This window comes from Pseudomonas sp. B15(2017), from assembly GCF_002113215.1.
In the GTDB taxonomy this organism is placed as follows: domain Bacteria; phylum Pseudomonadota; class Gammaproteobacteria; order Pseudomonadales; family Pseudomonadaceae; genus Aquipseudomonas.
This window is the reverse complement of sequence record NZ_NEJZ01000021.1, coordinates 1-13,701: the sequence shown is the minus strand read 5'-3', so window position 1 is coordinate 13,701 and position 13,701 is coordinate 1. Positions and strand designations below refer to the sequence as shown.

13 protein-coding genes are annotated in these 13,701 nt (G+C 61.7%); 6 read left to right on the top strand and 7 right to left on the bottom strand.

Features of this window, described 5'->3' with window-relative positions:
• Positions 1 to 12: 12 nt before the first annotated feature.
• Positions 13 to 171, bottom strand: coding sequence for a DUF3309 family protein (locus CAF73_RS25665; RefSeq protein ID WP_169432680.1), 159 nt, complete (start codon positions 169 to 171; stop codon positions 13 to 15).
• A gap of 256 nt (positions 172 to 427) precedes the next feature.
• On the opposite strand from CAF73_RS25665, the gene CAF73_RS25660 reads away from it, so the two are divergent.
• The 3 genes from CAF73_RS25660 (at position 428) to csrA (ending at position 1,964) form a co-directional block, all read left to right on the top strand.
• Positions 428 to 1,243, top strand: coding sequence for an SDR family oxidoreductase (locus CAF73_RS25660; RefSeq protein ID WP_085696956.1), 816 nt, complete (start codon positions 428 to 430; stop codon positions 1,241 to 1,243).
• Between the two features lie 64 nt (positions 1,244 to 1,307).
• A complete protein-coding gene (locus tag CAF73_RS25655) occupies positions 1,308 to 1,640 on the top strand; it encodes a YnfA family protein (RefSeq protein ID WP_007950874.1) in 333 nt (110 codons plus the stop codon).
• Between the two features lie 138 nt (positions 1,641 to 1,778).
• Positions 1,779 to 1,964: a carbon storage regulator CsrA gene (gene csrA / locus CAF73_RS25650; RefSeq protein ID WP_007950875.1), complete on the top strand. Its 186-nt coding sequence runs from the start codon at positions 1,779 to 1,781 to the stop codon at positions 1,962 to 1,964.
• A gap of 6 nt (positions 1,965 to 1,970) precedes the next feature.
• On the opposite strand, the gene CAF73_RS25645 is transcribed toward csrA, so the two are convergent.
• From CAF73_RS25645 to mnmC, 5 genes are all read right to left on the bottom strand, one after another.
• A complete protein-coding gene (locus tag CAF73_RS25645) occupies positions 1,971 to 2,198 on the bottom strand; it encodes a YheU family protein (protein WP_003192759.1) in 228 nt (75 codons plus the stop codon).
• Positions 2,199 to 2,257: 59 nt separating this feature from the next.
• Positions 2,258 to 3,448, bottom strand: coding sequence for an osmoprotectant NAGGN system M42 family peptidase (locus tag CAF73_RS25640; RefSeq protein ID WP_085704684.1), 1,191 nt, complete (start codon positions 3,446 to 3,448; stop codon positions 2,258 to 2,260).
• A 61-nt stretch (positions 3,449 to 3,509) separates the two neighbouring features.
• The gene (ngg, locus tag CAF73_RS25635; protein WP_085696954.1) at positions 3,510 to 5,255 is read right to left on the bottom strand and encodes an N-acetylglutaminylglutamine synthetase; all 1,746 of its coding nucleotides are present in this window, start codon (positions 5,253 to 5,255) and stop codon (positions 3,510 to 3,512) included.
• A 3-nt stretch (positions 5,256 to 5,258) separates the two neighbouring features.
• Positions 5,259 to 7,031, bottom strand: coding sequence for an N-acetylglutaminylglutamine amidotransferase (locus CAF73_RS25630; protein WP_085704682.1), 1,773 nt, complete (start codon positions 7,029 to 7,031; stop codon positions 5,259 to 5,261).
• Between the two features lie 166 nt (positions 7,032 to 7,197).
• Positions 7,198 to 9,177 (bottom strand): bifunctional tRNA (5-methylaminomethyl-2-thiouridine)(34)-methyltransferase MnmD/FAD-dependent 5-carboxymethylaminomethyl-2-thiouridine(34) oxidoreductase MnmC, encoded by a 1,980-nt coding sequence (gene mnmC / locus CAF73_RS25625; RefSeq protein WP_085704680.1) that lies wholly within the window; start codon positions 9,175 to 9,177, stop codon positions 7,198 to 7,200.
• 173 nt (positions 9,178 to 9,350) lie between these two features.
• On the opposite strand from mnmC, the gene pap reads away from it, so the two are divergent.
• Complete coding sequence (gene pap / locus CAF73_RS25620) at positions 9,351 to 10,865, top strand: polyphosphate:AMP phosphotransferase (protein ID WP_085704678.1); 1,515 nt, start codon at positions 9,351 to 9,353, stop codon at positions 10,863 to 10,865.
• Between the two features lie 102 nt (positions 10,866 to 10,967).
• Positions 10,968 to 12,152: a thiolase family protein gene (locus CAF73_RS25615; protein ID WP_064383416.1), complete on the top strand. Its 1,185-nt coding sequence runs from the start codon at positions 10,968 to 10,970 to the stop codon at positions 12,150 to 12,152.
• 66 nt (positions 12,153 to 12,218) lie between these two features.
• Here CAF73_RS25615 and CAF73_RS25610 read toward each other — a convergent pair whose 3' ends face one another.
• Positions 12,219 to 12,413 (bottom strand): DUF6316 family protein, encoded by a 195-nt coding sequence (locus CAF73_RS25610; RefSeq protein ID WP_085696950.1) that lies wholly within the window; start codon positions 12,411 to 12,413, stop codon positions 12,219 to 12,221.
• 214 nt (positions 12,414 to 12,627) lie between these two features.
• Here CAF73_RS25610 and CAF73_RS25605 point away from each other — a divergent pair, with 214 nt between their 5' ends.
• Complete coding sequence (locus tag CAF73_RS25605; protein WP_085704676.1) at positions 12,628 to 13,587, top strand: DMT family transporter; 960 nt, start codon at positions 12,628 to 12,630, stop codon at positions 13,585 to 13,587.
• Positions 13,588 to 13,701 lie beyond the last annotated feature (114 nt).

Here is a 13,701-nt window from a genome sequence, read left to right as displayed (position 1 = left end):
TCGGTCAAACAGTCATATCCGACCGAGTAACAACAGCACCAACAGTACTACCAGCACCACACCGATAATGCCCGAAGGGCCATAACCCCAACTTCTGGAGTGCGGGAAGACCGGCAGACCACCGATCAGCAACAGGATCAGGATGATGATTAGAATTGTGCCCATGTCTATTTCCTTGTTGATAGCGTCTGTGAAGTCTTGGTGTTCAAGGGCGGCTGGAAGTTGAACTAATTCCAGACGGCTTACAAATTCCGACTGGTGCGCATGAAAGAAAATTCAATGTTTTTTTAAGGTATTTGGCTCGCGTGCTTATTTCGTTTGTTGTCGCGGTTTGCCCTCGCCATTCAGCAATCTGATGGAGCGTGGGTCGCTGATGATCCTTCGCTACACTCCGCGCATCTTCCCCGGAACAACAAGGCTGTCTGCTATGCAAAATCGCATGATGATCACTGGCGCGGGCTCAGGCCTGGGTCGCGAAATCGCGCTGCGCTGGGCGCGTGAAGGCTGGCAACTGGCCTTGTCCGACGTCAGCGAGCCCGGTTTGCAAGAGACCCTGAAACTCGTTCGCGAGGCTGGCGGCGATGGCTTCATCCAGCGCTGCGACGTGCGTGATTACAGCCAGCTCACCGCATTCGCCCAGGCCTGCGAAGTGAAACTTGGCGGCATCGACATCATCGTCAACAACGCCGGGGTGGCCTCGGGCGGTTTCTTCAGCGAGCTGTCGCTGGAGGACTGGGACTGGCAGATCGCGATCAACCTGATGGGCGTGGTCAAGGGCTGCAAGGCGTTCCTGCCGTTGCTGGAGCAGAGCAAGGGCAAGATCATCAACATTGCCTCGATGGCCGCGCTCATGCAGGGCCCGGCGATGAGCAACTACAACGTGGCCAAGGCTGGCGTGGTGGCGCTGTCGGAAAGTCTGTTGATCGAACTGGCTCAACAGGAAGTCGGGGTTCATGTGGTCTGCCCGTCGTTCTTCCAGACCAACCTGCTGGATTCTTTCCGTGGCCCGACGCCGGCGATGAAAGCCCAGGTCGGCAAGTTGCTGGAAAGTTCGCCGATTACCGCCAGCGATATTGCTGACTACATCTACAAACAAGTCGCGGCCGGTGAGTTCATGATCCTGCCCCACGAACAAGGACGCATGGCCTGGGCGCTCAAGCAGAAGAACCCGCAATTGCTTTACAACGAAATGACCGCGATGGCTGAAAAGATGCGCGCCAAGGCCAGACAGAACAACGGCTGAACTTGCCCCGCGTTCGCCGCATCGTTAGGGTGGCCGCAACAGTCACCCCGACGAGATGTTTTGCATGCTCAACTACCTGTGGTTTTTCCTCGCCGCGCTGTTCGAAATCGCCGGTTGTTTCGCGTTCTGGATGTGGTTGCGCCAGGGCAAGAGCGCTCTGTGGGTGATCCCGGCGCTGATCAGCCTCACCCTGTTCGCGCTGCTGTTGACGCGCGTCGAAGCGACCTACGCCGGTCGCGCCTATGCCGCATACGGTGGCATCTACATCATTGCTTCGATTGGCTGGCTGGCGGTGGTCGAACGCATCCGCCCGCTGGGTTCGGACTGGATCGGAGTGGCGTTGTGTGTGATCGGGGCGAGTGTGATTCTGTTCGGGCCGAGGTTTTCCGCGAGCTGAATCTCGCAGGCCTGAAGGAAACGTCTGAAGGCTTGCGCGCCTTGGCGCGTAGGGAATGACTGAATTGCCCGGCGTGCATTGTAGGGCGGGCGAAACCCGCGCATCTTCAAGGCTCGCAAACCTTGAAGGACACCTCCCATGCTTGTACTCAGCCGTGTTGTCGGTGAACTGATTTCCATCGGCGACAACATCACTCTGCGCGTTCTGGCGGTCAACGGCTCCAGTGTGCGGTTCGGCGTCGAAGCGCCGGAGCAGGTCGGCGTGCATCGCGCCGAGGTCTACGAACGGATCCAGCGCAAACAGGCCAGCGGCAAGGGCCGCTGACCGTTTTCAGTCGAACAGGTGCTTGGGCACGTCGTGCTTGAGCATCAATTGGCATTGCTCGCTTTCCGGATCGAAGACAATCAGCGCCTGACCTTTGGTCAGTGCCTGGCGAACCCGCAGCACGCGGGTTTCCAGCGGCGTGTCGTCACCGTTGTCGGTACCGTCACGGGTGACGAAATCTTCGATCAGGCGGGTGAGGGTGTCGACTTCTAGCGCGTCGTAGGGAATCAGCATGGGCACCTCGGCTAAATCAATGTCGGGATGCTACGGCGAATGACCGCCGAGGGCCAGACTCAACTCTCCGAGCGTTGCCCCACCAGGCTGTCCACCGACGGCACACGGGTGTCGCTCTCCATCTGCGTTTCGTGTTCGATCTGATGACTGAATCGGTCCAGTGAAGCATTGGCCGGTTGTGCATCGCTGGCGAACACCGGCGGGCTCAGAATGTAGGCCCCGAGCAAGCGACTGAGTGCCGCGAGGCTGTCGATGTGCGTACGTTCGTAGCCGTGGGTCGCGTCGCAGCCGAAGGCGAGCAGGGCGGTGCGGATGTCGTGACCGGCAGTGACGGCCGAATGGGCGTCGCTGAAGTAATAGCGGAACAGGTCGCGGCGCACCGGCAGCTCGTGTTCACCCGCCAGCCGCAACAGGTGCCGCGACAGATGATAGTCGTACGGGCCGCCGGAATCCTGCATCGCCACGCTCACGGCATGTTCGCTGGAGTGCTGGCCCGGTGCGACCGGGGCAATGTCGATGCCGACGAATTCGCTGACGTCCCACGGCAACGCTGCCGCCGCGCCGCTGCCGGTTTCCTCGGTGATGGTGAACAGCGGATGACAGTCGATCATCAACTCCTGGCCGCTGTCGACGATGGCTTTCAGCGCGGCCAGCAGCGCGGCGACACCGGCCTTGTCGTCCAGATGGCGGGCACTGATGTGGCCGCTTTCGGTGAACTCGGGTAAAGGATCGAAGGCCACCACATCGCCAACACTGATGCCCAGCGAATCGCAATCGGCGCGGGTTGCGCAGTAGGCGTCCAGACGCAGCTCGACGTGATCCCAACTGATCGGCATCTCGTCCACGGCAGTGTTGAAGGCATGACCGGAAGCCATCAATGGCAACACGCTGCCGCGAATCACGCCGTTGTCGGTGAACAGGCTGACGCGGCTGCCCTCGGCAAACCGGCTCGACCAGCAACCCACCGGGGCCAGGGTCAGACGCCCATTGTCTTTCACCGCGCGCACGGCGGCGCCGATGGTGTCGAGGTGCGCCGACACTGCGCGGTCGGGGCTGTTTTTCTTGCCTTTGAGGGTGGCGCGAATCGTTCCGCGACGGGTCATTTCGAAGGGAATGCCAAGTTCTTCGAGACGCTCGGCGACGTAGCGCACGATGGTGTCGGTGAACCCGGTGGGGCTGGGAATGGCGAGCATTTCCAGCAGGACTTTCTGCAGGTAGTCCAGGTCCGGTTCGGGAATTTGGGTGGTCATGGAAACTCCTGTTGCGGGGCGTCATTCGCGCGTTGAACGCGGGAATGACGCCGAAGAGAAATCAAACGGCCGGCTGACTGTGCGGAAACAACAGATCGACAAACCGCTCGGCCGTCGGTTGCGGTTCATGGTTGGCAAGACCCGCCCGCTCGTTGGCTTCGATGAACACGTACGCCGGTTGATCCGCCGCTGGCACCATCAGGTCGAGGCCGACCATCGGGATCTCCAGCGCCCTGGCCGCGCGCACGGCAGCGTCGGCCAGAGTCGGGTGCAGAATCGCCGTGACGTCTTCCAGCGTGCCGCCGGTGTGCAGGTTCGCCGTGCGTCGTACGAACAGATGCTCACCGGCCGGCAGGATGCTGTTGTAGTCATAACCGGCCGCGTGCAGGGTGCGCTGGGTTTCGTGATCCAGCGGGATTTTGCTTTCGCCGCTGGTCGCCGCTTGCCGTCGCCGGCTCTGGGCTTCGATCAGCGCGCCGATGGAATGATGGCCGTCGCCGACCACTTCTGCCGGCCGCCGGATTGCCGCTGCAACCACCTCGAAACCGATCACCAGAATCCGCAGGTCCAGGCCTTCGTGGAAGCTTTCGAGCAGTACGCGAGTGTCGAACTGCCTGGCGGCTTCGATGGCCTGCTGCACGTCCTCGATGGTCTGCAGATCCACCGCCACGCCCTGGCCCTGTTCGCCATCCAGCGGTTTGACGACTACTCGCTGGTATTCGTCGAGAAACGCCAGATTGTCGTCCGCGTTCCCCGCCAATTGCTGTGACGGCACATTTAATCCGGCAGCTTTCAACACCTTGTGGGTCAGGCTCTTGTCCTGACACAGGTTCATGCTGATGGCGCTGGTCAGGTCGCTCAGGGATTCGCGGCAACGCACCCGGCGCCCGCCGTGGCTGAGGGTGAACAGCCCGGCGTCGGCGTCGTCCACCTGCACATCGATGCCGCGCCGATGGGCTTCCTCGACGATGATCCGCGCATAAGGGTTGAACTGCGCCTCCGGCCCCGGCCCGAGGAACAGCGGCTGATTGATGCCGTTCTTGCGCTTGATGGCGAAGGTCGGCAGGTTGCGAAAACCGAGCTTGGCGTAGAGATTTTTCGCCAGACGGTTGTCATGCAGCACCGACAGATCGAGGTAGCTCAGGCCGCGGCTCATGAAATGCTCGATCAGATGCCGTACCAGCACTTCGCCGACACCGGGACGCGAGCACTGTGGATCGACTGCCAGGCACCAGAGACTGCTGCCGCTTTCCGGGTCGTTGTAAGCCTTCTGGTGATTGAGGCCCATGACGCTGCCGATTACCGCGCCGCTGTCGTCGTCTTCCGCCAGCCAGTACACCGGGCCGCCCTGATGGTGCGGGGTGAGCAGGGTGGGATCGATCGGCAACATGCCGCGTGCCTGATACAGCTGATTGATCGCCTGCCAGTCCGCGTCACTTTGCGCACGACGAATGCGAAAGCCACGAAATACCCGGGTTGCCTGACGATAATCGCTGAACCACAACCGCAGGGTGTCGGACGGGTCGAGAAACAGTTGGGTCGGTTCCAGGCCGAGAATCTGCTGCGGCGCGGCGACGTACAACGCGATGTCGCGCTCGCCGGTCTGCTCGTTCAGCAGTTCCCGGGCAAGGCTCGCCGGATCGGGAAAGGTGTGGCCGATCAGCAATCGGCCCCAGCCGCAGTGCACTGCAATCGGTTCGGCGGCCGGCTCGCTGCCGTCCTCGGCCAGTCGCGCCTGCAAGCGCTCGTAGGACGGCGTCTGACCGCGCAGCAGCCGTTGGCTGTAAGCCGTGGCGTGAGGTTTCATCGATCAGATTCCTTGTTCGCTGAGCCACAGGTTCAGGGCCGCCAGTTGCCATAGCTTGGAGCCGCGCAGCGGGGTCAACTGACCTTGTGGATCGGTCAGCAATTTGTCGAGCATGGCGGGGTTGAACAGGCCGCGATCCTGACTTGGATCGAGCAGCAGTTCGCGTACCCAGTTCAGGGTATCGCCCTGCAAATGCTTGAGACCCGGCACCGGGAAGTAACCCTTCTTGCGGTCGATCACTTCGCTCGGAATCACCCGTCGCGCGGCTTCTTTCAACACCTGCTTGCCGCCGTCCGGCAGTTTGAATTTGCCAGGAATACGGGCCGACAATTCCACCAGTCGATAGTCGAGAAACGGTGTGCGCGCCTCCAGGCCCCAGGCCATGGTCATGTTGTCGACCCGTTTGACCGGGTCGTCCACCAGCATCACGGTGCTGTCCAGGCGCAGAGCCTTGTCGACTGCTGCATTGGCGCCGGGCTGTGCGAAATGTTCCTTCACGAAGTCGCCGGCGGCGTCATTGGCGGTCAGCCATTTCGGCTGCACCGTGGCGGCGTAATCGTCGTAGCTGCGGTCGAAAAACGCCTCACGATAGGCCGCATACGGATCGGCCGCGCCGTCGACTTGCGGATACCAGTGATAACCGGCGAACAGTTCGTCGGCGCCCTGGCCGCTCTGTACCACTTTGCAGTGCTTGGCCACTTCGCGGGATAGCAGATAGAAGGCGATGCAATCGTGGCTGACCATCGGCTCGCTCATGGCGCGGAACGCGGCGGGCAGTTGCTCGATGATCTCTTTTTCGTCGATGCGCAATTGATGGTGCCGGGTGCCGTAGTGCCTGGCGATGAGATCGGAATACTGGAATTCGTCACCGCGCTCGCCGCCGGCATCCTGGAAACCGATGGAAAAGGTCGACAGGTTTTCCACGCCGACTTCACGAAGCAAGCCGACGAGCATGCTGGAATCGACGCCGCCGGAAAGCAGCACACCCACATCCACTGCCGCTCGTTGGCGGATCGCCACGGCTTCGCGGGTGCTGTCGAGCACGCGGTCGCGCCAGTCTTCGAGGGTCAGATTTTTCTCGTCGTCGCGTGGGCCGTAGGGCAGGGTCCACCAGGTTTTCTGCTCGGTGGTGCCGTCCGCTTCGATGCGCATCCAGCTCGCTGGCGGCAGCTTTTCGATGCCGGCCAGCAAGGTGCGCGGCGCGGGCACCACGGCGTGGAAATTCAGGTAATGATTGAGCGCCACCGGATCGAGGATCGGGTTGATGTCGCCGCCCTTGAGCAGCGCCGGCAGGGCCGACGCAAAACGCAGGCGCTGGCCGGTGCGCGACAAGTACAGCGGCTTCACACCGAGACGGTCGCGGGCGATGAACAGGCGCTGGGCGTCACGCTCCCAGATGGCGAAGGCGAACATGCCGTTGAGTTTCGGCAGCAGCGCTTCGCCCCAGGCGTGATACCCCTTGAGCAGCACTTCGGTGTCGCCGCCGGAATAGAACGCGTAACCGAGCGCTTCGAGTTCGGCGCGCAGTTCCGGGAAGTTGTAGATCGCGCCGTTGAAGGCCAGGGACAGGCCCAGTTGGCTGTCGATCATCGGCTGCGCCGAGCCGTCCGACAGGTCCATGATTTTCAGGCGTCGATGGCCCAGGGCAATCGGTCCCTGGGCATGGAAGCCCCACGCATCGGGGCCGCGAGGGGCCAGGTGATGGGTGATTCGCTCGATGGCTGCAAGGTCTGCAGGTTGTTGATCAAAACGTAACTCGCCAGCTAATCCGCACATAAGGTCCTTACCGGTTTTTCCGTTGGGGAGGGTGTTGCTGAACCGCGCCGAAATGGCCGGTACCCAGAAACTGACCCGGCACGCATGTGGGAGTTTTAGAACGATCGGTTATAAGCGTGTCGACCTTACCGGTCGCATTGTGTCCGCTGACTGATTGAGCTCGGGTTCATTTGCCACGAATCAGACGGCGCAGGGCAAACCGGTTGGGATGACAGGCTTCGGCCACGCTGCGCGGCAGCGGCAGCGGTTCGTTATCGAGCCACGCGGCCAGCAACTCGCCAGACAGTGGTGCGGTGATCAATCCGCGTGAACCATGACCGCTGTTGACGTACAGACCGTCCAGCCATGGGCAGGGAACGTCCGGCACTTGCCGGGCATCCTTGCTCAAGGCGCGATACGCGTCGGTGAAGGCTTCGTGATCGGCGAGCGGGCCGACAATCGGCAGGTAGTCGGGACTGGTGCAACGGAAGGCGGCGCGACCCTCGAGGCGGTCGGCGTCTGGTTCGCTGATGTGCAGGCGTGCGACCAGATCCGTGGAGATTTCTTCGAGCATCGCCAGATTGCCCAGGTGTTCAGCGGTGGTCGGGGTCAGGTCGTCGTTGTTGAAATCGAAACTGGCGCCGAGGGTGTGCTCGCCCAAGCGTGCCGGTGCGACATAACCCTCGGCGCACACTACGGTGGCCAGTGCCTGACTTTGTGTGGTCTGCGCCAGTCGGGTGATTTGTCCGCGAATGCGTTTGAGGGGCAGGTCGGCACTCTGGGGGAAACGCTTGATCTCGGCGGCACCCGCCAACACCACGACGGGTGCTGTTGCGATCAATCGATCACCGTCGAAGGCCTGCCACTGGCCGTCAACCTTGCGCAGTTCCACGGCTTCCTGATGGGTGAGCAGCGTGACGCCCGGTTGTGCGGATTGCGCCTGACACAACGCGGGCGGATGCACCCAGCCGCCCTCGGGATAGTACAAACCGCCATGGGCCAGACCGACCCCGGCACGGGCCTGCGCCTCGGGTTGATCGAGCCACTGCAGAAGGTCTTCGGGAAACGCCGCCGCCAGTTGCCCCTGACGCTCGCGTTCCTTTTCATTGAACGCCAATTGCAGCACGCCGCAGTCGTCCCAGTCGGTACCCCGTTGCAGGGTTTCCAGCAGGCGCCGGGTGTAGCCGAAACCGCTGACGATCAACTGCGACAGTGCGGTGCCGTGGGCGGACAGTTTCAGGTACAGCACGCCTTGAGGATTGCCCGAGGCTTCCCGGGCCACGGCGTCATGTCGCTCCAGCAGACTGACCTGCCAGCCCCGCGCCGCGAGGCTGGCCGCCGTGGCGCAACCGGCCAGACCGGCGCCAATCACCAGAGCGCGATGCTCACTGCTCAACTGAATCGGGCGGGCAAACCATGGTTTGGTCGCGGCGGGCAAAGGCACATTCTCGGGCCAGCCAAGAAACTCGCCGCGCAGGATTTCCCACTTGTGGCCGATGCCCGGCGTGCGCTTCATTTTGAAGCCGGCAGCGTTGAGCAGGCGCCGCACCCAGCCGGTACTGGTGAAGGTGCTGATGGTCGAGTCGGGCGCCGCCAGTCGCGCCAGTTCGGCGAACAGTTCGGCGGTCCACATCTCCGGGTTTTTCGCCGGGGCGAAACCGTCGAGAAACCAGGCGTCGATCTGGCCGTCCAGTTGCGGCAACTGTTCCAGCGCATCGCCGATCAGCAGCGTCAGGGTCACGCGACCGTTATCCAGAACAATACGCTGGAAGCCTTGATGGATTGCCACGTAATGCTTGAGCAGTTGATCGGACAGCGGCTTGAGATCCGGCCACAACGCCAACGCCCGCTGCAGGTCGGCAGGGCTCAGCGGGTACTTTTCCACGCTGACGAAATGCAGCCGCGCACCGGCCACCGCATGCTGTTCGAACAACTGCCAGGCGCAGAGAAAATTCAGCCCGGTGCCGAACCCGGTTTCACCGATCACCAGTCGCCCACCCGCCGGCAGCGCGGCAAAACGCTCGGCCAGACGGTTTTGTTCGAGGAACACGTAGCGGGTTTCATCCAGCCCCGACTGGTCGGAAAAATACACATCGTCGAACACTCGCGAACGCGGGCGTCCCTGGTCATCCCAGTCGATTTGGGCGTGGGGCATTACAGGTTTCATGGCAGGCTCGGCAACGACAAGGCGGCCATTCTAGCCGATCACGCAGGCGGCGCTTGATCCATGGCAAGCCTGGCTGACGATCACTCGAGGACAATCCGCCGCCGACGGGAATTTCTGTGCCGCGCCAGAGCCCAATCCGCTAGTCTTGCTGAATCCTGGAAGGAGCCGTCCCTATGTTCGAATCCGCTGAAATCGGTCACGCCATCGACAAAGACACCTACGAAGCCGCCGTGCCCGCTCTGCGTGAAGCGTTGCTGGAAGCCCAGTTCGAGTTGCAGCAGCAGAAGCGTTTTCCGGTGATCATTTTGATCAACGGCATCGAAGGCGCCGGCAAGGGCGAGACGGTGAAATTGCTCAACGAGTGGATGGATCCGCGTCTGATCGAAGTGCGCACTTTCGACCAGCAGACCGATGAAGAGCTGGCGCGGCCACCGGCCTGGCGTTACTGGCGGATGCTGCCGGCCAAGGGGCGGATGGGGGTTTTCTTTGGCAACTGGTACAGCCAGATGCTGCAGGGCAGGGTCCACGGCTTGTTCAAGGATCCGCGACTGGATCAGGCCATCGCCGGGGCCGAACGCCTGGAAAAGATGCTGTGCGACGAAGGTGCGCTGATCTTCAAGTTCTGGTTCCACCTCTCCAAGAAGCAAATGAAGGCGCGGCTCAAGGCGTTGGCCGACGACCCGCTGCACAGCTGGCGGATCAGCCCGCTGGACTGGCAGCAATCGCAGACCTACGACAAGTTCGTCAAATACGGCGAACGTGTGTTGCGCCGAACCAGCCGCGACTATGCGCCGTGGCATGTCATCGAAGGGGTGGACGCCAACTACCGCAGTCTGACCGTTGGCAAGATTTTGCTTGAAGGCCTGCAAAACGCGTTGAAGCGCCCCGACGTGCATTCGAGTGCGGTCAGTGCCCAACCGCTGGGCACGTCGGTGGATCAGTTGAATCTGCTCGACAGCCTCAACCTGGATCAGCGTCTGGAAAAGAAAGATTACGAAGAACAATTGATCACCGAACAGGCGAGGCTGTCCGGCCTGATGCGCGACAAACGCATGCGCCGCCATGCACTGGTGGCGGTTTTCGAAGGCAACGATGCGGCGGGCAAGGGCGGGGCGATCCGTCGGGTGGCGGCGGCGCTCGATCCGCGTCAGTACAACATCGTGCCGATTGCCGCGCCGACCGAAGAGGAGCGGGCGCAGCCTTACCTGTGGCGTTTCTGGCGACACATCCCGGCCCGGGGCAAGTTCACCGTGTTCGACCGCTCGTGGTACGGCCGGGTGCTGGTAGAGCGGATCGAAGGTTTTTGCAGCACCGCCGACTGGATGCGTGCCTACGGCGAAATCAACGACTTCGAAGAGCAGCTCGCCGATGCCGGGGTGATCGTGGTCAAGTTCTGGCTGGCCATCGACAAGGACACGCAGATTGAACGCTTCCAGGCGCGTGAAGAAATCCCCTTCAAGCGCTTCAAGATCACCGAAGACGACTGGCGCAACCGCGACAAGTGGGACGCCTATCGTGCCGCGGTGGGCGACATGGTCGACCGCACCAGCACCGAAATTTCCCCCTGGACCCTGGTTGAGGCCAACGACAAGCGCTGGGCTCGGGTCAAGGTCTTGCGCACGATCAACCGTGCGCTGGAAGAAGCTTTCGAGAAGTCCGACAAACGAGCCAGGAAACACAAGGACTGAGCCGATGGGCCCGCATACGCGAGGTGAATGATTGTCGCGGTCGGCGATTGAGTGGACATATGCTCGGTCCACTCTCAACTGACTGCAACAATGAGGTATGCCATGCGTGAAGTGGTGATCGTCGACAGCGTACGGACCGGCCTGGCCAAGTCCTTTCGCGGCAAGTTCAACCAGACCCGTCCCGATGACATGGCGGCCCATTGCGTCAATGCGTTGCTCTCGCGCAACGACATCGACCCGGCCAGCGTCGAGGATTGCATCGTCGGCGCCGGCTCCAACGAAGGCGCCCAGGGCTACAACATCGGTCGTAACGTGGCGGTGCTCTCGCAATTGGGCACTGGCACGGCGGGCATGACCCTCAACCGTTTCTGTTCGTCGGGCTTGCAGGCGATTGCGATTGCCGCCAACCAGATTGCATCGGGTTGCAGCGACATCATCGTCGCCGGCGGCGTCGAGTCGATCAGCCTGACCCTGAAAAGCGTCAACACTGATCACCTGATCAACCCGTTGCTCAAGCAGCAGACGCCAGGTATCTACTACACCATGGGCCAGACCGCCGAAGTGGTGGCGCGCCGTTATGGCGTGAGTCGCGAGGCGCAGGATCGTTACTCGCTGCAAAGTCAGATCCGTACTGCCCAGGCGCAGGCAGCAGGGCTGTTCAACGATGAAATCGTGCCGATGGCGGTGAAGTACCGCGTTGAAGACAAGAACAGCGGTGAAGTGCAGATCCTCGACGGCATCGTTGATCGCGATGACTGCAACCGTCCGGATACCACTTATGAAAGCCTCGCCGGATTGAAACCGGTATTCGCCGAGGACGGTTCGGTGACCGCCGGCAACTCGTCGCAGTTGTCCGATGGCGCCTCGATGACGCTGGTGATGAGCCTGGAAAAAGCCCTGCAACTGGGGCTCAAGCCGAAAGCGTTTTTCCGCGGGTTTACCGTGGCCGGGTGCGAGCCGGACGAAATGGGCATCGGCCCGGTGTTCTCGGTGCCGAAACTGCTCAAGGCCAAAGGCTTGCAGGTGGCGGACATCGATCTTTGGGAATTGAACGAAGCGTTCGCCTCGCAGTGCCTGTACGCCCGTGACCGACTGGAAATCGACAACGAGAAATACAACGTCAACGGCGGCTCGATTTCCATCGGTCACCCGTTCGGCATGACCGGGTCGCGGCAGGTCGGGCATCTGGTGCGCGAGTTGCAGCGACGCAATCTGCGCTACGGGATCGTGACCATGTGCGTGGGCGGCGGGATGGGCGCGACCGGATTGTTTGAGGCCGTGCGTTAAGTCCGGGAATTTGTTTTGCTCTCTCGATGGCTTTCGCGAGCAAGCTCGCGAATGGGGCGACCGGATCTACCTGCCGGAATCCAGCAACTGCATCCGCGCGATGTAGGCCTTTATCTGCTGCTCGGCTTTCTCGGGGCTGTCGAACGGCCCTTCGAGGGTGTTTTCCCGGGTGCTGAAATACAGCTCGCCATTGACCCGGCATATGCGGTCGCTGCGAAAGTGCATGGCGGGGGCGGTGTCCTGGGCGCGCATGCCTAACATGACGGCGTCTCCTTGGTGAGTGTTGTCCCGGGGTGGATCCAAGGAGCTTATGCCTGAACCACTTACCTTGCCCGGCCAGCCGATCAACGGCCCTTCGTCAATTTTCTGCTGCGACCTGCACAGTTTCATTTGCGGCTTGAGCGCAACTGTCCCTGTGTCGGGCGGGTGTGTGCGCCTAGAATGAGCGCTCCTGTCTCTGGCGCTTGGGGTTCTCATGCACGTTTCATCGGGTCGTTGGGTGTACGGCATGTTCCTGGCGCTGTTGACGGCGTTTCTGTGGGGAATCCTGCCGATCAAGCTCAAGCAGGTGCTGATGGTGATGGATCCGGTCACGGTGACCTGGTTTCGTCTGCTGGTGTCCGGCGGCTGTCTGTTCATTTATCTGGCGGCGACCAAACGGCTGCCGAGTCGCAAGGTGCTCGGGCCGAAGGGCGGATGGCTGGTATTGATGGCCGTGCTCGGGCTGGTGGGCAACTACGTGCTGTACCTGATGGGCCTGAACCTGCTCAGCCCCGGCACTGCGCAACTGGTGGTGCAGATGGGGCCGATCATGTTGCTGATCGCCAGCCTGTTCGTGTTCAAGGAACGCTTCAGCATCGGCCAGGGCATTGGCCTGGCGGTACTGCTGATCGGTTTTGCGCTGTTCTTCAACCAGCGTCTGGCGGAATTGCTCACCTCTTTATCTGATTACACCGCCGGCGTGTTGCTGGTGCTGTTGGCCTCGACCGTCTGGACCTTTTACGCGCTGGGGCAGAAGCAATTGTTGACGGTGTGGAATTCGTTGCAGGTGATGATGGTGATCTACCTGTTCTGCGCCATGTTGCTGACGCCTTGGGTGCATCCGCTCGAAGCACTGTCGCTGAGCCCGTTGCAGGGCTGGCTGCTGCTGGCGTGCTGCATGAACACCCTGATCGCCTACGGCGCATTTGCCGAGGCACTGGCGCATTGGGAAGCCTCACGCGTCAGTGCGACGCTCGCGATCACGCCGCTGGTGACGTTCGGCGCAGTAGCGGTGGCGGCCGGGGTGTGGCCCGAGTATGTGCATGCCGAGCAAATCAATCTGCTGGGGTATGGTGGGGCGGTGCTGGTGGTGCTGGGGTCGGCGCTGGTGGCGCTCGGGCCTTCGCTGATTGCCGGGCTCAAGGCCCGGCGGATGAAGATGGCCGCCAGCTAAACCGCGTCAACCTCATTCGCGAGCAAGCTCGCTTGTATGCTGGTACTTGAAGGGAGGAGGAGGGACAAGGCTCGATTCTGACTGTTGGCGCAGTACAGATCCGTGGGAGATTTC